This window comes from Streptomyces sp. AK08-02 (genome assembly GCF_033795085.1).
GTDB lineage: Bacteria > Actinomycetota > Actinomycetes > Streptomycetales > Streptomycetaceae > Streptomyces > Streptomyces echiniscabiei.
In genome coordinates this window covers 167,249-187,735 of record NZ_JARAZV010000019.1, presented here as the reverse complement: position 1 = coordinate 187,735, position 20,487 = coordinate 167,249, and the positions used below count along the sequence as shown (strand labels likewise).

The window sequence follows — 20,487 nt, the reverse complement described above, 5'->3', positions numbered from 1 at the left end:
GGCTGGGGTGGCGGGGAACGGGGCGTTAGTCCGCTTGTTCGGCTTGGTTCACGTCCCCGTCATGAGCGGAGCGGGGCGCGGACCAGTGGCTACCCCCATGCGCGGTGGTTCGTCGAAGCCTCAGGGCCGTCACCGCGAGGGTCCACCCGGTCACAGCGAAGTCGTCCGAAAGGAGGAGATGCGGCGCTGCGGACGTGAGGTGGACGGGCCGTGCCCGCTTCGTCACGGTCGGAGGATTGGGCCGATGTCAGTGCCGTGGGGTTGCATGGGGGGCATGAGTAACCAGGAGCTGCGCGCAGAAGCCGACGCCGTACTCGCCGAGCTGGTCGGTGCCCCGGAGGGGTCGGCGCGGCTGCGGGAGGACCAGTGGCAGGCGGTGGCCGCCCTGGTGGAGGAGCGCCGGCGTGCCCTGGTCGTGCAGCGCACCGGCTGGGGCAAGTCGGCGGTGTACTTCGTCGCGACCGCTCTGTTGCGACGGCGTGGCTCCGGCCCGACGGTGATCATCTCCCCGTTGCTGGCGTTGATGCGCAACCAGGTCGACTCGGCGGCACGGGCGGGCATCCGGGCGCGCACGATCAACTCGGCCAACCCGGAGGAGTGGGAGACCATCTACGGGGAGGTCGAGCGAGGAGAGACCGACGTCCTCCTGGTCAGTCCGGAGCGCCTCAACTCGGTTGACTTCCGCGATCAGGTCCTGCCCAGACTGGCGGCCACGACCGGTCTGCTGGTGGTCGACGAGGCGCACTGCATCTCCGACTGGGGGCACGATTTCCGCCCCGACTACCGTCGGTTGCGCACGATGCTTGCGGAGCTGCCGGCAGGGGTGCCGGTGCTGGCCACGACGGCGACCGCGAACGCGCGGGTGACGGCGGACGTGGCCGAGCAACTGGGCACGGGGGGCGGCGACGCTCTGGTGCTGCGCGGGCCGCTGGACCGGGAGAGCCTGCGGCTGGGCGTGCTGGAGCTGCCGGACGCGGCGCATCGGCTGGCGTGGCTGGGCGAGCGGCTGGGGGATCTGCCGGGCTCGGGGATCATCTACACGCTCACGGTGGCGGCGGCGGAGGAGGTCGCGGCGTTCCTGCGGCAGCGCGGGTATCCGGTGGCCTCGTACACGGGAAAGACCGAGAACGCCGACCGGCTGCAGGCGGAGGAGGACCTGCTGGCCAACCGGGTGAAGGCGCTGGTGGCGACATCGGCGCTCGGGATGGGCTTCGACAAACCGGACCTGGGGTTCGTGGTGCACCTGGGCTCGCCCTCGTCCCCGATCGCGTACTACCAGCAGGTGGGGCGTGCGGGGCGTGGCGTGGATCATGCGGATGTGCTGCTGCTGCCGGGGCGGGAGGACGAGGCGATCTGGGCGTACTTCGCCTCGGTGGGCTTCCCTCCCGAGGAACAGGTCCGGCGCACCCTGGCGGTTCTGGAGGACGCGGGACGTCCGCTGTCGCTGCCGGCCCTGGAACCGCTGGTGGATCTTCGGCGTTCGCGGCTGGAGACGATGCTGAAGGTCCTGGACGTGGACGGGGCGGTCAAGCGTGTCAAGGGGGGCTGGACCGCGACAGGGCAGCCATGGGCGTACGACACCGAGCGTTACGCCTGGGTCGCCAAACAGCGGGCCGCCGAGCAGCAGGCCATGCGGGACTACGTGGCGACCTCGGGGTGCCGGATGGAGTTCCTGCAGCGGCAGCTCGATGACGAGAAGGCGGTTCCGTGCGGCCGGTGCGACACATGCGCCGGACCCTGGCTCGATCCATCCGTGTCCTCCGGTGCTCTCGCGGGTGCGGCGGGTGAACTGGACCGTCCAGGGGTCGAGGTCGAGCCGCGCCGGATGTGGCCCTCGGGCATGGCGGCGGTCGGGGTCGACCTCAAGGGCCGTATCCCCGTGGGCCGGCAGGCGGCCACCGGGCGCGCGCTGGGCAGGCTTTCGGACATCGGCTGGGGCAACCGACTGCGTCCGCTGCTGTCGGAACAGGCTGTGGACGGGCCGGTGCCGGACGACGTGCTGGCCGCCGTCGTGACGGTGGTGGCGGACTGGGCCCGCTCGCCGGGCGGCTGGGCCGGCGGCGGCCCCGACGCGATGGCAAGGCCGGTGGGGATCGTCGCCATGCCCTCCCGAAGCCGCCCCCAGCTGGTCTCCTCCCTGGCCGGGGGCCTGGCCCGGGTCGGCAGGCTGCCGCTGCTGGGCAGCCTCGCCTACACCCCGCAGGCGGGGGAGTACGCGGCGCACCGCAGTAACTCCGCCCAGCGGCTGCGTGCACTGGCCGCGTCGTTCACCGTGCCCGACGAACTCGCGGCAGCCCTGACCAGCACCCCCGGTCCGGTCCTGCTTGTCGACGACTACACCGACTCCGGCTGGACCCTGGCCGTGGGCGCCCGCCTCCTGCGCCAGACTGGAGCCGACCAGGTACTTCCCCTCACCCTTGCCGTGGCGGGGTGAGGGGGGTGCCTCCCGCCGGGTCCGCAGGCGTCAGCTCCGACGGCAAGGGCTGATCACCGGGGCTCGCGGGCGCGACACGCGCCGTGTGGTCAGCCGCGCAGGCGGTACCGGAAGGTCATGAGTACGGCGGTGCTCAGAATGACGCTCCGCAGCAGTTGGGAGGGGAGGCGGCGGGTCAGGTAGGCGCCGGCGAAACCGCCGAACACCTGTGCCGAGCGGCGCTGTTCGAAGCGTTCTCTCGCAGCGCCCGCGAACCTCCCGTCGGCCGACCGCTCCTCCACTCAGACATCTCGGGAAGCGCGGTAGACACCGCGGCCACCCTTCCCGGATCCGTTCAGGGGCTGAACCCTCCGTGCCGGTGGCCGGCGCCACCGTGTCGCCGCGAGAGGGCGGCGTGGAACGCCGCAGTGGCCCGGCCGCGGCCGGGCCACTGCGGCTGCCGAGTTCCGCACGGATGCTTTGAGCCCGGCCAACGGCCCTGTCAGTGACGCAACTTCACCTTACTGAGCGCGGCGACGCCGAGGGCGGCGAGGGCGATCTGGATGAGCCACTGGACCCAGTCGACGCCATTGGTGTCGGCGACGTCGAGGCCGGCGGCGATACCGGTTCCGATGAACGCGGCGATGATGCCGATCGCGATCGTCCACAGGAGGCCGATGCGCTGGCGTCCGGGCACGACGAGCCGACCCAGGACACCGATCACGATGCCGATGACGATCGCGCTGATGACGCCTGAGATCTCCATGTTCGGTATGCCACCTCACCCTTGTCCGTTGGTGACGTGCGAGTGCCCGTTCGAAGCGACGGGTAACGCCCCTTGACGTGTCCCTGGTTGGGGTTATCCACAGGCTCAAGCGGAACTCGCGAATCCGCGAGATGGTCACCGCATGACGAATCGCAGCGAAACGCATCAGGTCACCCTGCGCACTCCGGCCGAACTGGCCGACGCCCTGCCCTATCTGCTGGGCTATCACCCCGAGGACAGCATCGTCCTGGTCGCGCTGCACGACAGGGACGGGCGCGGCCGGTTCGGCGGCCGAGCGCGACTCGGAATTCCGGCGAACCCTGAGGACTGGCCCGCCGTGGCGCGGCAGTTGACGCACGGTCTGGTGACCGGAAGCGAACGCAGGGGCGCCCGCCCCGAGAGCATGGTCGTGTACCTCTGCCAGGAACCGGCGGCGGGCGAAGCACGGCTTCGGGTGAGGGAACGGCTGCGCCCACTCGCCCAGTTGCTGCGCACCGAATGCGGCCGACTCGACGTACCGGTGGTCGAGGCTCTCTGCATCGCGGACAACCGCTTCTGGTCCTACTGCTGTGTGACGCCCGAGTGCTGTCCGGACGACGGAGTGCCCATGGGCCTGCCCGGCACCTCGGTGCTGGCTGCCGCCGCGACCTATGCCGGCCTGCAGGTGCGAGGGACGCTGGGTGAGCTGAGGGCCAGGTTCCACCCCTGGGAGACGGCCGCGGCGCTGGAACAGGAACGCGTGCTCGACACAGCGAACGCCCGCCTGGTCCCGCGGATCCTCGACGACGTGAGCCGTGCGGACGTGGCCGAGGAAACCCTGCGCCAGGCGCGACGCGTGATGAGCCGATTCGCCGACGCACCCGCCGCCTCCGGCACGCTCTCGGCAGACCTCCGCGACGACGAACTGCTCGCACACGACGAGGCCGCCACACTGATTCTGGGCCTCCAGGACCGTACGACTCGCGATCGCGCGGCGGAGTGGATGGAGGGCGACGAGGCGACACCGGCCCTGCGCCTCTGGCGGGCTCTGGCCCGCCGCTGTGTCGGGCCCTACCGCGAGCACGCGGCGGCCCCTCTGACGCTGGCCGGCTGGGTCGCCTGGTCGACCGGCGACGAACTGGAGGCCAGGGAAGCCCTGGCCATGGCACTCGGCGCGGACCCCGGTTACCTGTTCGCCCGCCTGCTGCACCAGGCCTGCAACGAGGGCCTGGATCCGGAGTCGATCCGCCGCTGTCTGCGCGCGGAGCGCGGCGGCCGGACTCGCCCGGCCGCCGGACGGTCCGGAACGATGCCGGGCAGCGAGCGGATCGGTGTCGGCGAGGCGTACGAGGGCGCGGGCAGCGGCTGGGATGAGTACCCGGAGGGATTCGAGGCCGCCGACGGCTTCGAGGCAACGAGCGGTGCCGACTGCGCGGAGGGAACCGACAGCGAGGGCCGGCCCATCGCCGGTACGGAATCCACGCCGCCCGGTGACGGCGTCCCTGGTGCCCCGTCCTGCTCGACGTCGATCAGCGGCGCCACCCGGGCGCTGGAGTCGGCCACCAGGCGTCGACGTCGGGTGGGCCCCGCCGATGGCGCCGAGACGCGTCCCCGTGCCAGGAGGACGGGCGGAAGCCGGCCCCAGCCTCTGAGCAGGTCCGTCGTACGTCGACATGGCCCGGGCACGGGGGAAGCCGCCCCTCGCGGCCACCGCACCAGGGGGGACGACGGGTGAACAGGGGCGAAGCGGTGCGTACGTCTTCTGGCCGCAGCCCTGTGCCTGGCCGACGGATCGGTGCGGGCGGGGCGGCCGACCGGAGGCCGAAGAACGACGGGACGGGCGTCCGGCGACCAGGCGACCGCGCGCCGGTCGGCGGACGGTCCGGCAGCGGTGGAACCCGCGACCGGCGATTGAGCAACGGCAGTGCGTCCCACGTACTGACCGACGCCAGGACGGCCCGGAACCACCTCACCATCCCGACCACGGCGGACAGCGCCACGGCGGACAACCGTCGCGGTCGTCCCGGCACCCGCCTGACGCATACCCCGCCTCACCGCCATTCGGTCGGCTTGTCCCGCCGGAGGCGTGACTCGGGCGAGCCCCGGTCCGTTCACCTGAGTGGCGGAACCCCAGGACGGGCCGAGCCGCCGCATCACCCCTGTCCTGCCGAAGCCCCCTACCGGGCGCCGAGCGCGCCCTCGGCGCCCAGAGCGCAGAAGAAGCCGCCCATGCATCCGCCGACCCCGCCCTCGGCCGCCGACGACGACCGCCGTGCCGCAGGCACACCCACGTCGCCCCTGCGGGGAGGTGGCGGCGGACCACCCGGTGACGCGGGGGGCCAGCGCGGCTCGGAGCCACGCTTCCCGGGCGCCGGGCGCCCTTCCACGTCTCCGGCAAGGGGCGCACGGCCGTTCGACCCGCCTCCCCCTTCCCGGCCGTCGCTCGCCCCGTCTCCTGCCGCCCGCCGCCCCGCCCAGTTGCCCCCGACCCACACCGCCATGATCTGCGTCGCCCTCCCCGGGCTCGCGATCTCCACGGATCAGGGGCAGCTCACCGGCCGAGGGCTGGAGGGCTTCTATCGCGGAGGCAGACGTGTGCTCGCGCGGTGCCAGGTGCGCGTGGCCGGCCGTGAACCGCTCGCCGTGCAGGCCCGGATGACCGCCGCCGACAGCGCCCGCTTCGTCGGGACGTTACGGGTCTCCCCGGACGGTGGCCCGGACCCCGACCTCGTCGTGGAGCGCGTCCGCCACGCCGACGGCACCGAGCGGATCACTCTGCACAGCTCGGCGCCGCGCCCGCTGCGCCTGCCGGTCGAGGTGTCACTCGGCACCGACCTGGCAGACCTGGGCATGATCGCCTCCGGCACCGCCGGCCCGGAACTGCCCGCCAGCGTCCATGCCTCCGGCCTGCGCTGGTCCAGCGCCACCGGCGGCGCAGCCGTCACGGCCGAACCGCCCCCCGCGGACGCGCTGGCCTCCGCGGGCCTGCTGCGCTGGGAACTCGACCTTCCCCCGGGCGGTTCCACGACCCTGGAACTGCGCGTACGGCTGGACGGCGCGGGACCTGTCCGGGCCGTGGGCCGCGCGGCGACGAGCCCCCTCGCCCCGGCACGGGCCACCGGCGACGACCCACGCGTCGAGACATTGCTACGGACCAGCGTCGAAGACCTTCAGGCGCTGCTCCTGCGCGACTCCGCGCATCCCGGTGACATCCATCTCGCGGCAGGGGCACCGTGGCGCTGCGGGATGGCCCCGGCCGAGGCTCTCGCTGCCGCCCGCATGACGCTTCCCCTCGGCACCGGGCTCGCGGTGGGCACGCTGCGAGCCCTCGCCCGCACCCAGCTCCCGGGACCGGGCCCGAGGTCCGGCATGCTCCCTGGCCCGCGCCGGGACGCCGGCCCACACCTGCCGGCCGGCTGTACAGGCACGGAAGCCACGCTGCTCTTCCCCGTGCTCCTGGCCGAGGCCCGTCGCTGGGGGCTCCCGGAACAGGCGACCGAGGAACTGCTCCCGACCGCCGAGCGCTGTCTGACCTGGCTTCGCACGACCGTGGGCGACGGAACCTATCTGCCCGATCCGCGACCGGGCGGCCCTCTGCGCTGTGAGACGCAGGCCCATGCCCATCGGGCCGCCCTCCTCGGCGCCGATCTTCTCGACGCTTACGGCCGACCGGGCGGCGCCGGGCTGAGGCAGTGGGCCCAGGAGTTGCGCACCGCGTTCAGGGACGAGTTCTGGATCGAGGACCGGGGTGGCGGCAGACCCGCCGCCGCCCGAACGCCGGACGGGCGCGTCGTGCCGCACTTCGGCGCGATCGCCGCCCATCTCCTCGACACCGGTCTGCTGGGCGAGGGCGAACCGGCCCCCGGGCTGCTCGACAAGGTGCAGACCGAACAGCTCGCCCGTTTGTTCGGCAGCCCGGCCATGGACTCCGGCTGGGGGCTGCGTGGCCTGGGCGTCAAGGAGGGGGGCTACAACCCGTTCGGCCACAGGAGCGGTGCCGTACGGGTCCAGGAGACCGCGGTGGCCGTCGCGGGCCTGGCCACCGCCGGCTACGAGAGGGAGGCGAGTTCGCTGCTGCGCGGCCTCCTGGCGGCAGCCGACACCTTCGAGTACCGGCTACCGGAGATGTACGCGGGGGAGCAGCGCGCGGAAGGAAGCGCGCCGTTGCCCCACCCGGCGGCCTGCCGACCGTCGGCCACCGCTGCAGCCTCCGGGGTGCTGCTGCTCGCGACCCTGACCGGTATCCGTCCGGACGCCCCGGCGGGCACGGTCATGCTCCGCCCGGTACGCAGTGTGCCGTTGGGCGAGATCAGCCTGACGGGGCTGCGGATCGCGGGTGCCCCCTTCTCGGTCCGGGTCAGCCGGCTCGGCGTCGCCATGGTCGAGGAGGCTGCCGCAGGACTGCAACTGCGAGCGTGACCTCGGACGAGCCGTCTCGGGAGGACGACCGGAAGCAGCTGTGACACCGCTGCCTGACCACCCTGGACCACTCAGGCGTGCGGCTGGAGAAGGGAGTGTTTATCGTCAGGCAGACGACTATGATCACGGCATGCCCTACGACCCGTCAGCCTTCCCGCCCTTCGCCGTCACCGTGGACCTGGTCGTGCTGACCGTGCGTCGTCATGCCCTGTGCGCGCTGGCGGTACGCAGGGGGGAGCCGCCTTTTCAGGGACGCTGGGCGCTGCCAGGCGGATTCGTACGGGCCGACGAGGACCTCTCGCAGGCCGCAGCGCGCGAACTGGCCGAGGAGACCGGACTGCGCGCCCACGATCCTGATGCCCCGGCCCAGGACAACGGCGCGCACCTGGAACAGCTCGCGACCTACGGCGACCCCAAGCGGGATCCTCGAATGCGGGTGGTCAGCGTCGCTCATCTCGCGCTCGCCCCCGACCTGCCCGCTCCCCGCGCGGGCGGTGACGCCAACAGCGCCCGCTGGGCACCCGTCGAGGAACTGCTGCGGCAGGGCGGCTACGGCCGCGACGGCGAACAGGCGGCACCACTCGCCTTCGACCACGCCCAGATCCTTTCGGACGGGGTGGAGCGCGCCCGCTCCAAGATCGAGTACTCGTCGCTGGCCACAGCGTTCTGCCCGACCGAGTTCACCGTCGGAGAGCTGCGCCGCGTGTACGAGGCGGTGTGGGGCGTTGCCCTCGACCCACGCAACTTCCACCGCAAGGTCACGGGCACACCGGGCTTCCTCGTCCCCACCGGAGGTACGACCACCCGGCAGGGCGGTCGTCCGGCCCAGCTGTTCCGAGCCGGGGGAGCCACCCTGCTCAACCCCCCGATGCTGCGTCCCGAGGTCTGACCCCGGATCCGCGCGGATGAGCGCAGCTGAACGCCGACCCGAGCAGAGCTTGTCTCCCAGTGGGCCCCGCCACACCAGGGAAAACGGACATAACGCGCTATCTTGCTACGGGTGATCCAGGCCTTCGGACTGACCAGCAACTCTCGCAAGGATCTTCCCCCCGCCGCCGACGACGTCTCCTTCGAGGCGCGCGCGGGCTGCGTCACGACGCTCCTCGGCTCCCCGGGCGCAGGCAAGACAACAGTGCTCAGGCTCATGCTCGAACTCCAACAGGGCCGTGGAGTCACCTACTTCAGAGGCCGCCCACTGCACCGCGTCGCCCATCCCTCACGTGAGGTCGGCGTTCTCCTGGGGGATGTGCCGGGGCACCCCGCGCGCACCGTCCGAGGTCAACTCCGCATGCTGTGCGCGGCGGCGGGCGTCCCTGTCCGCCGTGCCGACGAAGTCCTGGAGGTCGTCGGCCTCGTCAGCCTGCGTGACGAACGCCTTGGCACTCTGTCGCGCGGCATGGACCGTCGGCTCGGCCTGGCCTGCGCCCTCCTGGCCGACCCCCACACCCTCGTGCTCGACGCGCCCGCCGACGGTCTGTCCGCGCGCGAACGGCAGTGGCTGCACGGCATGCTGCGCGCCCACGCCACCCAGGGCGGCACCGTTCTGTGCACCACCAGCGACCCGAAAGAGGCGGCCCGCACCTCCGACCGGATCGTCACCCTGCACCAAGGGCGACTCGTCGCCGACCAGGAGGCCTCGGACTTCTCCCGCACCCGACTGCGCCCCCGCGTCGCCGTCCGCAGCCCGCACGCCACCCGTCTCGAAGCCCTGCTGACCAAAGAGGCCCGGGCGGCACACCGCTCCGTGGAGGTCGTCCGGGAAACCGGCAACCGGCTCTCCGTGTACGGCAGCACTTGCGCGGACATCGGGGAGACCGCGTTCAGGCACGGCATCCTCGTACACCAACTCGCCGACGAGGTCGGTGACATGGGCCCCGGAGCAGGCTCGATCCGCCGCAGCGGGACGTCGGTGTGCGGCGGGACGCGGACTCTCGGCGAGGCTCGTACGACCGATGGAGGAACGGCCGACGAGGACGGAACGACCGTCGAAACCGGCGAGATCATCGGCGGCGCGGGCCAGGGTCCTGGCGCGGTCACGTCAGAGGACGCCGACGTGCGGCCGGGTCCTGTGACCCCCGCGGACGTTTCCGCGTCGCACGGTTCCGTTGGACAAGGCCTTCGCGTGTCAACGGCAACCTCAACCGGGGTCACTCCGGCGGCACGCGTTCCGGAGCCGCACGTGGCCCCCGGTCGTGTGCTGACAACTGCCCGTGTCTCCACGGAGTCCGCGCCCACCCGCCCGCAGGGAGCCCGCCCGTGCCCCTCCGGCGTGCTCGCCTCCGACGCTCTGCCCCCGCTCCCACCTCCGATCTCCGTCCGTCCCGCTCCGAGTCCGCTGCGTCCCCTCCGCTACGAGCTGCGCCGGGCCTGCGGTGTCGGCACCGGGTTCCTGACCGCGGCCGTCGTGCTCGTCTCGTCCGCGCTCGTCGCCGTACTCCTGGCCCGCGTCGGCCACACGCCACAGCACCGTCTGCTGGCCGCCTGGCCCCAGGAGCTGCCGCTGCCGCCCGCGGCACTCGGCGCCGGGCTGCTCGGCGCCGTCGCCTTCGGTGACGAGTTCCGCCACCCCGCCCTGGCGGTCGACCGCGGCACGGTGCCCCGCAGGCTGGGACTGCTCGTCGCCAAGCTCCTCGTCGCCGCGGTCACCGGGCTGCTGCTGGCCGTCCTCACCGTGGGCTGCGACGCCGAAGCGCTCTATCTCGTCTACGGACGGGAGCTGGCGAGGGTTCCCGCGGACTGGCTCGCGCTGACCGCGAGTTGGATCGGCCTCGTGATCGGCTGCTCATGGGCCGGAGTACTGGCCGCGGGCCTCTTCCGGTCCACCACCGCCGGACTCGCCGCAGTGGTCGCTGTACCGGTCCTCGTGGTGCCCCTCGTACAGAAGTTCCTGGAGGGCCCCTCCATGCGGAGCGCGGCCGGACTCGCCATGCGGTCCCAGGAACTGTTCCTGGCCGAGTGGCCGTTCGGGGGCGAGCGGTATCTGGTTTCCGTGGCGCGGGTGATCGCCCAACCCGTCGGTGGAGCGCTGACGTTGTCGCTGACTGCCCTGCTCTGCGCGTATCTGCTCACGACCCTGCGAAGCAGGGTCCGATGACGACCGTCCGTGACCTTCCGGTCCTGCCCTGCGCACAACTCCCCGGGGAACGCCCGTTTCTTTCCGATAAGGCGTCAATTGCGACGGGGTGAGCGATCACCCTTTCGTGTGCTTTTCACCAAAGACCTCAAGGGAGTTGGAGACGGCGCCGACAAAGGATCCGTGAGTACCCTTGCGCACACCATGATGACCGCCGCCCGCTCCGCAGACTCCGGTCTCGTCGGCCCGGGCGGGCTCGACCGCTACCCCTTCGCCGAGGCCCCCGGTGCCGACCGCGTGGGAGTCCCTTCCTGGGACGCCGGGGACCCGGAGCTGGGCCGTGTCGGCCGCCGCACCGCGGGCAGCCGCGGTCGCGGGCTCCACGGTCAACTCGTCCAGCAGCTGGGCCAGATGATCGTCTCCGGCGACCTGGGTGCGGACCGCCCTCTCGTGCCCGAGGAGATCGGCCAGCGTTTCGAGGTCTCCCGCACCGTAGTCCGCGAGTCGCTCCGGGTGCTCGAGGCCAAGGGCCTGGTGAGCGCCCGGCCGAACGTGGGTACGCGTGTGCGTCCCGTCAGCGACTGGAATCTCCTCGACCCCGACATCATCGAGTGGCGAGCCTTCGGGCCGCAGCGCGACAACCAGCGTCGCGAGCTCGGCGAGCTGCGCTGGACGATCGAGCCGCTCGCCGCTCGCCTCGCCGCCGGGCATGGCCGTGAGGAGGTCCAGCAGCGGCTCGTGGACATGGTCGAGATCATGGGCCACGCCATGAACCAGGGTGACGCGCTGACGTTCTCGCGCGCCGACGCGGAGTACCACTCGCTGCTCATCCAGCTCGCCGGCAACCGCATGCTGGAGCACCTCTCCGGGATCGTTTCCGCCGCCCTCCAGGTGTCCGGCGGGCCGATCACCGGTTGCGACCGCCCCACCGAGGCGTCCCTGGCGCACCATGCCCGGATCGTCGAGGCTCTCGCGGCGGGCGACGGCGCGGGGGCGGAGGCGGCGATGCGGCAGCTTCTGATGGTGCACCCCGAGGTGGAGCGCGTGGTCCCGGCCCCGCGCGAGCACTGACCGTGAGCCGAGGGCGGCGTGAACGGGGGCCGTGCCGCCCACCGCGAACATCGCTCGGCTCGCGAACCGTCGCTGCCGGGCCCCGCCGAACCCGAGAGGGCTCCGCGGGGTCCGACGGCGAGACGGGGCCCACCGCGCGATGAGCGGTGGGGTGAAGCGGCGGCGAACCGTTCTGAAGCGCCCGCCACAGCTCTGAACCGGGCTGCAGATGCGGGCGCGGAACGGTCGGCCCGGCTTGGCCGTGGCCATGCCTGACCATCTTTAACCGCATTTGACAGCTTTTGAGTGCTTACGGGGTGTGACTCGGGCCACGCAGATTGGGCGTAACGCTCGCGGAAGCAGCGCGATGACCTAATAGGTGACAGCCGCGGAGGGAATACAGGCGCCGTTCCAGGCGCTGTGCATCTTCCCGGCCCCCGCCCGCGCCGTCGGCCCATCCCCAGTCGGCGGTCGTCGGCTCCTGTCCGTAGTGGACGGGGCCGGAAGCCGTTTTCCAACGTTCCGAGAGGTTGTTCGTGTCGGCCAGCACATCCCGTACGCTCCCGCCCGAGATCGCCGAGTCCGTCTCTGTCATGGCGCTCATCGAGCGGGGAAAGGCCGAGGGGCAGATCGCCGGCGACGACGTGCGTCGGGCCTTCGAAGCTGACCAGATTCCGGCCACTCAGTGGAAGAACGTACTGCGCAGCCTCAACCAGATCCTCGAGGAAGAGGGTGTGACGCTGATGGTCAGTGCCGCGGAGCCAAAGCGCACCCGAAAGAGCGTCGCAGCGAAGAGTCCGGTCAAGCGCACCGCCACCAAGACGGTCGCGGCGAAGACGGTGACCACGAAGAAGGCCACCGCCACCGCCACCCCTGCGGCTCCCTCCGCCGAGTCCTCCGTCGAGGACGAGGCGCCCGCGAAGAAGGCCGCCGCCAAGAAGACGACGACCGCCAAGAAGGCGGTCGCGAAGAAGACCGTCGCCAAGAAGACGGCGGCCAAGAAGACGACCGCCGGCAAGGACGACGCCGAGGCCGTCGAGGACGAGGCACTCGAAGACGTCAAGCCCGGCGAAGAGGAAGAGGAGGGAGCCGAGAACAAGGGCTTCGTCCTCTCCGACGACGACGAGGACGACGCGCCGGCCCAGCAGGTCGCCGTCGCCGGCGCCACCGCCGACCCGGTCAAGGACTACCTCAAGCAGATCGGCAAGGTCCCGCTGCTCAACGCCGAGCAGGAGGTCGAGCTCGCCAAGCGCATCGAGGCAGGTCTCTTCGCCGAGGACAAACTGGCCAACGCCGACAAGCTCGCCCCGAAGCTCAAGCGCGAGCTGGAGATCATCGCCGAGGACGGCCGCCGCGCCAAGAACCACCTCCTGGAGGCCAACCTCCGCCTGGTGGTCTCTCTGGCCAAGCGTTACACCGGCCGCGGCATGCTCTTCCTGGACCTCATCCAGGAGGGCAACCTCGGTCTGATCCGCGCGGTGGAGAAGTTCGACTACACCAAGGGTTACAAGTTCTCGACGTACGCCACCTGGTGGATCCGTCAGGCGATCACCCGCGCCATGGCCGACCAGGCCCGCACCATCCGTATCCCGGTGCACATGGTCGAGGTCATCAACAAGCTCGCGCGCGTGCAGCGTCAGATGCTCCAGGACCTGGGCCGCGAGCCCACCCCGGAGGAGCTGGCCAAGGAACTCGACATGACCCCGGAGAAGGTCATCGAGGTCCAGAAGTACGGCCGTGAGCCGATCTCCCTCCACACCCCCCTGGGTGAGGACGGCGACAGCGAGTTCGGTGACCTGATCGAGGACTCCGAGGCGGTCGTGCCGGCCGACGCCGTCAGCTTCACGCTCCTCCAGGAGCAGTTGCACTCCGTCCTCGACACTCTCTCCGAGCGCGAGGCGGGCGTCGTCTCGATGCGCTTCGGTCTCACCGACGGTCAGCCGAAGACCCTCGACGAGATCGGCAAGGTGTACGGCGTCACCCGCGAGCGCATCCGCCAGATCGAGTCCAAGACCATGTCGAAACTGCGCCACCCGTCGCGTTCCCAGGTGCTGCGCGACTACCTCGACTAGGTCGCGGTCGTACGACACGCAAGGCCCGGTTTCCCGCGACGGGAGGCCGGGCCTTCGTGCTGAGCCGGTGCGGATCGTCGCACCGGCGCGCGGGGAGTGCGGCTCGGCGCGTGCGGAGCGGGGCGCTTCTGTCGGAGGTGTCCCTCGTTCGTGGCGCGCGCGTGCGGGGCGCGGCCCGTTGGATCACTCTGGGTTTCTCGTGATCATCCCTGAGTGAGGAGCGCGCATGCGTCATCCGTTTGTCCGGGCCCTGTCCCGGGCGCTGACCCGGTCGCTGGTTCTGGCGGCCGCGGCAGCCGTCATACCGCTGGCGTCCGCCGCCCCTGCCACGGCCGACGGCGTCGTCGTCGGCGGATTCCCGATCGACGTGTCCGAGGGCCCGTGGACGGTGGCGCTGTCCAGCCGTGACCGGTTCGGGGGTACGCGGGCCGGTCAGTTCTGCGGCGGTGTGGCTGTCGGCCGGACCACCGTACTGACCGCGGCCCACTGCATGGGCGAGGACGTCCTGGGGGCGCCGCCACACCGTGCGAAGGACCTGAAGGTCATCACCGGGCGTACGGACCTGACGTCGGCCCAGGGCAGGGAGATCGCCGTGCGCGACACCTGGGTCAATCCCGGCTACGACAGACTCAGCAACGCCGGGGACTTCGCCGTGCTCACCCTCGCCGAGGCCCTCCCGGAGAACTCGGTCATCGGGATGGCGGGGGCGGGCGATCCTGCCTACCGGCCCGATACGAGTGCCACGGTCTACGGCTGGGGTGACATCACGGGAGGCGGCGACTACGCGCGCAGTCTGCGGGCCGCGCGGGTGCACGTGCTGTCCGACTCGCTCTGTGAGCGGGCATATCCGGGCAGCGCCGACGGGACGTACCGAGCCGACAGCATGCTGTGCGCGGGCGAGGCCGTGGGGGGACCGGACGCCTGCCAGGGGGACAGCGGTGGACCGCTGGTGGCTCAGGGCCGACTGGTCGGGCTCGTGTCCTGGGGGAGCGGTTGTGGACGGCCCGGCAGCCCGGGCGTCTATACGCGGATCTCGGACGCCGTGAGGACGATGGGGTGGGGCGCTGCCCCCGTCCCCGGGAACGGCCGCTGAGGAGCCCTGTGCGGCGGTCTGAGAGGTTTTCCGGTCCCTCCTCCGCCTGCCGGCCCCGTAGTGGCGCGACAGAGAGACCGTGAACGGCTTACGTGAAGCGGGCGGCCACTCCTGAGTGCAGGAGTGGCCGCCCGAATCAACCGGCCTGTGCCGGAGCTGGCTCGTCGTCGAAGCGTGGGTATCAGTGCGCTTCTTCGGTTGAGCTGGCGGGAACGGTCGTCAGTCGCTCCGTCTCGTCCTGTATCTCAGCGGCGATCTTCTTGAGTTCCGGCTCGAACTTGCGACCGTGGTGGGCGCAGAAGAGCAGTTCTCCGCCGCTCGCCAAGACAACGCGAAGGTATGCCTGGGCGCCACAGCGGTCGCAGCGATCAGCGGCCGTCAGCGGGCTCGCGGGGGTCAGAACAGTAGTCACGTCGCCTCTTCTCTAGCTCGACGAGCTGTCGTACCAGGGTCAACATCCAACCAGGCCGAAAACGTTCCCGCTCGTGGCTCTTCCTCGAAAAAAATCTTTTCGAGACGGCTGTCTGATGCCGGTTGGCGGCGAATGTGCCGTATTGCGTGTCTTTGTGTCTGTACGGGTTCGCGCTGTCTGTCGTCTCTAGGGGGTGTAGGTCCGCCCGGCTGGGTTGCCGGTTGTTGATGAGGACGTGCCCGGAGCCTAAATGGTTCATGCCTGGAAGGGAACGTGATATGTACTTCACTCCATCGAGGGATCGAACAGGTATGCGACTCTGGATTAGTGTTACTTCAGACGAGGGTGGCGTTACATCGGCTCTACCAGGCCTCGGTACCCTCTGAGCGGCGACCGAAGCCGGGCCCTTACCCATCAGGGCTCCAACTGAAATTCAGCGAGGAGCGAACCGCGTGACCGCCGATACGTCCGTGCCGTCCACAGCGCTGCTGGCAGGAGCAGACCGGGACGGTTCCAACTACACCGCGCGGCACCTGCTCGTCCTTGAGGGGCTGGAGGCCGTACGCAAGCGCCCGGGCATGTACATCGGGTCGACCGACAGTCGCGGCCTGATGCACTGCCTCTGGGAGATCATCGACAACTCCGTGGACGAGGCCCTCGGGGGCTACTGCGACCACATCGATGTCGTCCTGCACGACGACGGCTCCGTCGAGGTGCGGGACAACGGCCGCGGCATCCCCGTGGATGTCGAGCCCAAAACCGGCCTCTCCGGTGTCGAGGTCGTCATGACGAAGCTGCACGCCGGCGGCAAGTTCGGCGGCGGTTCGTATGCCGCTTCCGGCGGCCTGCACGGTGTGGGCGCGTCCGTGGTGAACGCGCTCTCGGCGCGCCTGGACGTCGAGGTCGACCGCGGGGGGAACACCCATGCGATCAGCTTCCGGCGCGGTGTGCCCGGCTCCTTCACCGCCGTCGGTCCTGACGCCACGTTCGAGCCGGGTGGCCTGCGAAAGACCAAGCGGGTCCCCAAGACCCGTACCGGCACGCGTGTGCGGTACTGGGCGGACCGCCAGATCTTCCTGAAGGACGCCAAGCTCTCGCTGGAGAACCTCCATCAGCGGGCTCGGCAGACCGCGTTCCTGGTGCCGGGCCTCACCATCGTCGTCCGTGACGAGGTCGGGCTCGGAGAGGGCGGCAGCAAGGGCGAGGAGTCCTTCCGCTTCGACGGCGGCATCAGCGAGTTCTGCGAGTACCTGGCTACCGACAAGCCGGTCTGCGACGTCCTCCGCTTTTCGGGACAGGGCACCTTCAAGGAGACGGTCCCGGTCCTTGACGACCACGGCCAGATGACACCCACCGAGGTCACCCGCGAACTGGGTGTCGACGTGGCGCTCCGCTGGGGAACGGGCTACGACGCGACCCTCAAGTCGTTCGTGAACATCATCGCCACGCCGAAGGGCGGTACCCATATGGCGGGGTTCGAGCAGGCCGTCTCGAAGACGATGAACGAGGTACTGCGCGCCAAGAAGCTGCTGCGTGTGGCCGAGGACGACATCGTCAAGGACGACGCACTGGAGGGCCTCACCGCGGTCGTCACCGTGCGTCTCGCCGAGCCGCAGTTCGAGGGCCAGACCAAGGAGGTGCTCGGCACCTCGGCTGCGCGCCGCATTGTGACGAGCGTGGTGTCGAAGGAGCTCAAGGACTTCCTGACCTCCACCAAGAGGGACGCCGCGGCACAGGCCCGCGTCGTCATGGAGAAGGCCGTGGCAGCCGCGCGTACGCGCATCGCGGCCCGTCAGCACAAGGACGCTCAGCGTCGTAAGACGGCCCTGGAATCGTCCTCGCTGCCCGCCAAGCTCGCCGACTGCCGCAGTGACGATGTCGAACGCAGCGAACTGTTCATCGTGGAGGGCGACTCCGCGCTCGGTACGGCCAAGCTCGCCCGGAACTCGGAGTTCCAGGCGCTGCTCCCGATCCGGGGGAAGATCCTCAACGTCCAGAAGTCGTCCGTGACCGACATGCTCAAGAACACCGAGTGCGGCGCGATCATCCAGGTCATAGGGGCGGGATCTGGTCGTACGTTCGATATCGACGCGGCTCGCTACGGCAAGATCATCATGATGACCGACGCCGACGTCGACGGCTCCCACATCCGCACCCTGCTGCTGACCCTGTTCCACCGCTACATGCGGCCCATGGTCGAAGCGGGCCGGGTGTTCGCCGCGGTGCCGCCGCTGCACCGTATCGAGCTCGTCCAGCCGAAGAAGGGCCAGGACAAGTACGTCTACACGTACTCGGACCGTGAGCTGCGCGAGAAGCTGCTGGAGTTCCAGAGCAAGGGCGTCCGCTACAAGGACTCGATCCAGCGCTACAAGGGCCTCGGGGAGATGGACGCCGATCAGCTGGCCGAGACCACGATGGATCCGCGTCATCGCACGCTGCGTCGGATCAACCTCTCCGACCTGGATTCTGCCGAACAGGTTTTCGATCTCCTGATGGGCAACGACGTGGCTCCGCGGAAGGAGTTCATCTCCAGCTCGGCGGCGACGCTGGACAGGTCTCGAATCGACGCCTGACCCATCCGGGTTCCGGTGCCGGCGCAGTGCTTCCCAGTGCTGCGTCGGCACCGTTCTCCACCCTGGGGTGGACCACCGTCCCACCGTGAATCCACCCGCGATCCACCCTCGCTCCGATTCTCTGGCCTGCCGTTTTCCGTAGCGTCGAAGGCGTCGACAGCACCCGCTGCCGACAGCCGCTCCTTCTTCGCCCACGGAGGCCTGATGTCCGGGCTCGTTGACGCCTCGCTGATCGTCGCCGTCGTCGCCCTGGTGGTCGTACGACAGTTTCGTACACGCCGGATAGACACGGACCGGCGCTGGTGGCTTGTGCCCGTGATCCTGGCCGTCGTGGCGCTGCGCGGGCCCGGGCTTGTCGACATACACCACCGCACGGCGTCGATCACCCTGCTCGCGGTCGAACTGCTCATCGGCCTCGTGACCGGAGCCGGCTGGGCCTGGACCACCCGTGTCTGGGCGGAGCCGGACGGTGAGGTGTGGAGCCGGAGCACCAGGGCGAGTCTCGCCGTATGGGCGATCGGGATCGGACTTCGCGCAGCCCTTTTCGCCCTGGGCGCGACACTCGGCGTCCACCAGGACACCTCGGCCCTTCTCCTCGCGCTCGCGGCGACGCTCCTGCTCCGCGCCGGAATCCTGCACCGGCGAGTCCGGTTCCTGCACCAGACCTCCCCGCACACCGAGCCACCGCATCCGGCGTCCGCGCCCTCGGCGCACGGGTGGACCACGGCTTACGGTGACGGCGTGCGGTCGCGGAAGGAGCGCGTGTGACGAAGAACGACTGGTTGCGCTGGCCCTCCCAGGAAGCGCTGGGCCGCGAGGGAATCTCACGCAACCGCCGTCGGCTCGCCTGGGCCACCCGGATGCTGGTCCTCGGCATGCTGCTGTGGGGAGCCGTCAGCAGCAATCCGCTCCGGGGCTGGGGTGCGACGCTGGCCGTCGGGGGAGTCGGCGTCGCCGCGCTGCTCGCCCGGGCGCTCTATCGGACCACCTTCCAGCACCGACTGTGGCCCTCTCTGACGCTTCTGCTGCTGCTCCAAGGCCTCGCGGTCGCGGGACAGGCCGCGGGCTTCCGGGTGCCGGCGCTCGTCCTGTGGTGCGGATGCGCGATCACGGCCCTGGAAAGAATGCCCCTGTCGGCCGCCCTGCCCATGAGCGTGGTGGCCCTCGGTTCGTACGCAGTGGTCAACGACGACGCCTTGCTCACCACGACCGTCACCAGCATCGGTCTCGCACTCCTCGGATACGTCCTGCGACTCGACGCCGAAGCTCGCGGCAACACCCAGTTGCTCCTCGCCCGGGAGCGGGCCGCCCGTGCAGCGGAAACGGAGTCGGCGGCGCTCGCGGAGCGTGCCCGGATAGCGCGGGAGATCCACGACGTACTGGCGCACAGTCTCTCGGCACAGCTGGTGCACCTGGAAGCGGCCCGCCTGCTGATCGAGCGGGGCGCCGGCCGCGACCGCATCCTCGAACGGGTGGTGGCGGCGCGGGGGATGGCCCGCGACGGTCTGGCCGAGACGCGACACGCACTGTCCGCCCTGCGGGGCGAGATGTCCCCGCTGGAGGACTACCTGAGTGAGCTCATCGGCGCGACCGACGCTGTGGGCGTCACCATTACGGGTGAGCGCAGACCGCTGTCGGCCGAAGCGTCGCAGGCCGTGCGCCGGGTTGCCCAGGAGGCACTGACGAATGTCCGCAAGCACGCACCGGGCGCCGCGGTCCAGGTTCGGCTGGAGTACGGCGAGCACCAAGTGACCCTGGATGTGAGGGACACGGGTGGTTCGCCGGGCGAACTCACCGGGGTGGGTGGCGGGTACGGTCTGCTGGGTATGCGGGAGCGGGCCGAGTTGCTGGGGGGTTCGCTGGCGGCCGGACCCGACGAGAAGGGCTTCGTGGTGACACTGAGGGTGCCGACGTGACGGACGTGGTCGGCCGGAAAATCGCGCGGGTCGTGGTCGCGGACGATCAGACCGTCGTACGAGAAGGCATCGTGATGCTGCTCGGCCTGCTGCCCGGGATCGAGGTCGTCGGAGCGGCCGGAGACGGGGACGAGGCCGTGCGGTTGGCCGGTGAACTCGCGCCGGACGTGGTGCTGATGGACCTGCGCATGCCGCGTTGTGACGGTGTCGAGGCGACCCGGCGGATCAGGTCGGAGCATCCTGGGACGCAGGTCGTTGTGCTCACGACCTTCGCGGACGACGAGTCGCTGTTCCGCGCGTTGCGGGCAGGGGCGCGCGGCTATCTCACCAAGGACGCGGACGGGGACGAGATCGTCAGAGCGGTGCACAGTGTGCTGTCAGGAGAGGCGGGGCTCGCGCCGAGCATCCAACGGCGGCTTCTGGAGCGGCTGACGGAGCCGGAGAAGGCGCCTCCCGCGCTCGCCGAGCCGCCCGACGGGCTCACCACGAGGGAGGCCGAGGTGCTGGTGCTGATCGCGGACGGACTCAGCAACCAGGAGATCGCGCACAAGCTGCATGTCTCCACGGCGACCGTGAAGACCCACATCAACAACCTCTTCGCCAAGACGGGAATCAAGGATCGTGCGCAGGCGGTGCGTTACGCCTACGGCAAGGGATTGGTGCGGCCTCCCACGCGGTGAGTCACCTGATGGGGTGAACTGCGTGGGGAACAAGAGTCGGG

At 70.5% G+C, this 20,487-nt stretch carries 15 protein-coding genes; 12 read left to right on the top strand and 3 right to left on the bottom strand.

The features are described from left to right. Positions 1 to 274 precede the first annotated feature (274 nt). Positions 275 to 2,434, top strand: a complete 2,160-nt coding sequence (locus tag PV734_RS35545) for a RecQ family ATP-dependent DNA helicase (RefSeq protein ID WP_319096020.1) — start codon at positions 275 to 277, stop codon at positions 2,432 to 2,434. An 89-nt stretch (positions 2,435 to 2,523) separates the two neighbouring features. On the opposite strand, the gene PV734_RS35540 is transcribed toward PV734_RS35545, so the two are convergent. Both PV734_RS35540 and PV734_RS35535 read right to left on the bottom strand, forming a co-directional pair. Then, positions 2,524 to 2,715: a hypothetical protein gene (locus tag PV734_RS35540; protein WP_319096021.1), complete on the bottom strand. Its 192-nt coding sequence runs from the start codon at positions 2,713 to 2,715 to the stop codon at positions 2,524 to 2,526. 200 nt (positions 2,716 to 2,915) lie between these two features. Then, positions 2,916 to 3,179, bottom strand: a complete 264-nt coding sequence (locus PV734_RS35535) for a GlsB/YeaQ/YmgE family stress response membrane protein (RefSeq protein WP_319096022.1) — start codon at positions 3,177 to 3,179, stop codon at positions 2,916 to 2,918. A gap of 142 nt (positions 3,180 to 3,321) precedes the next feature. Here PV734_RS35535 and PV734_RS35530 point away from each other — a divergent pair, with 142 nt between their 5' ends. From PV734_RS35530 to PV734_RS35500, 7 genes are all read left to right on the top strand, one after another. Next, positions 3,322 to 4,893 carry a DUF4192 domain-containing protein gene (locus tag PV734_RS35530; RefSeq protein ID WP_319293535.1) on the top strand — a complete coding sequence of 524 codons (1,572 nt, stop codon included), beginning with the start codon at positions 3,322 to 3,324 and terminating at the stop codon, positions 4,891 to 4,893. A 764-nt stretch (positions 4,894 to 5,657) separates the two neighbouring features. Continuing rightward, positions 5,658 to 7,577 carry a glycogen debranching N-terminal domain-containing protein gene (locus PV734_RS35525; RefSeq protein ID WP_319293533.1) on the top strand — a complete coding sequence of 640 codons (1,920 nt, stop codon included), beginning with the start codon at positions 5,658 to 5,660 and terminating at the stop codon, positions 7,575 to 7,577. Between the two features lie 130 nt (positions 7,578 to 7,707). Then, positions 7,708 to 8,466 carry an NUDIX hydrolase gene (locus tag PV734_RS35520; RefSeq protein WP_044472053.1) on the top strand — a complete coding sequence of 253 codons (759 nt, stop codon included), beginning with the start codon at positions 7,708 to 7,710 and terminating at the stop codon, positions 8,464 to 8,466. A 111-nt stretch (positions 8,467 to 8,577) separates the two neighbouring features. Continuing rightward, on the top strand, positions 8,578 to 10,671 hold the full coding sequence (locus PV734_RS35515; protein WP_319293531.1) for an ATP-binding cassette domain-containing protein: 2,094 nt from the start codon (positions 8,578 to 8,580) through the stop codon (positions 10,669 to 10,671). 162 nt (positions 10,672 to 10,833) lie between these two features. Beyond that, positions 10,834 to 11,721, top strand: coding sequence for a FadR/GntR family transcriptional regulator (locus PV734_RS35510; protein ID WP_319096027.1), 888 nt, complete (start codon positions 10,834 to 10,836; stop codon positions 11,719 to 11,721). 515 nt (positions 11,722 to 12,236) lie between these two features. Continuing rightward, the gene (locus tag PV734_RS35505; protein WP_006375893.1) at positions 12,237 to 13,772 is read left to right on the top strand and encodes an RNA polymerase sigma factor; all 1,536 of its coding nucleotides are present in this window, start codon (positions 12,237 to 12,239) and stop codon (positions 13,770 to 13,772) included. Between the two features lie 226 nt (positions 13,773 to 13,998). After that, positions 13,999 to 14,865, top strand: coding sequence for a serine protease (locus tag PV734_RS35500; RefSeq protein ID WP_319096028.1), 867 nt, complete (start codon positions 13,999 to 14,001; stop codon positions 14,863 to 14,865). 181 nt (positions 14,866 to 15,046) lie between these two features. Here PV734_RS35500 and PV734_RS35495 read toward each other — a convergent pair whose 3' ends face one another. Further along, complete coding sequence (locus PV734_RS35495; protein WP_319096029.1) at positions 15,047 to 15,277, bottom strand: hypothetical protein; 231 nt, start codon at positions 15,275 to 15,277, stop codon at positions 15,047 to 15,049. 452 nt (positions 15,278 to 15,729) lie between these two features. Between PV734_RS35495 and PV734_RS35490 the strand changes: the two genes are divergently transcribed. From PV734_RS35490 to PV734_RS35475, 4 genes are all read left to right on the top strand, one after another. Next, on the top strand, positions 15,730 to 17,850 hold the full coding sequence (locus PV734_RS35490) for a DNA topoisomerase IV subunit B (protein WP_319096030.1): 2,121 nt from the start codon (positions 15,730 to 15,732) through the stop codon (positions 17,848 to 17,850). A gap of 204 nt (positions 17,851 to 18,054) precedes the next feature. After that, on the top strand, positions 18,055 to 18,618 hold the full coding sequence (locus PV734_RS35485; RefSeq protein WP_319096031.1) for a DUF1453 domain-containing protein: 564 nt from the start codon (positions 18,055 to 18,057) through the stop codon (positions 18,616 to 18,618). Further along, positions 18,615 to 19,766 carry a sensor histidine kinase gene (locus tag PV734_RS35480; RefSeq protein WP_319096033.1) on the top strand — a complete coding sequence of 384 codons (1,152 nt, stop codon included), beginning with the start codon at positions 18,615 to 18,617 and terminating at the stop codon, positions 19,764 to 19,766. Before PV734_RS35485 ends, PV734_RS35480 begins: the two co-directional genes overlap by 4 nt. Further along, complete coding sequence (locus PV734_RS35475; RefSeq protein WP_319096035.1) at positions 19,763 to 20,446, top strand: response regulator transcription factor; 684 nt, start codon at positions 19,763 to 19,765, stop codon at positions 20,444 to 20,446. The genes PV734_RS35480 and PV734_RS35475 overlap by 4 nt, the downstream gene beginning before the upstream one ends. Positions 20,447 to 20,487: the final 41 nt, after the last annotated feature.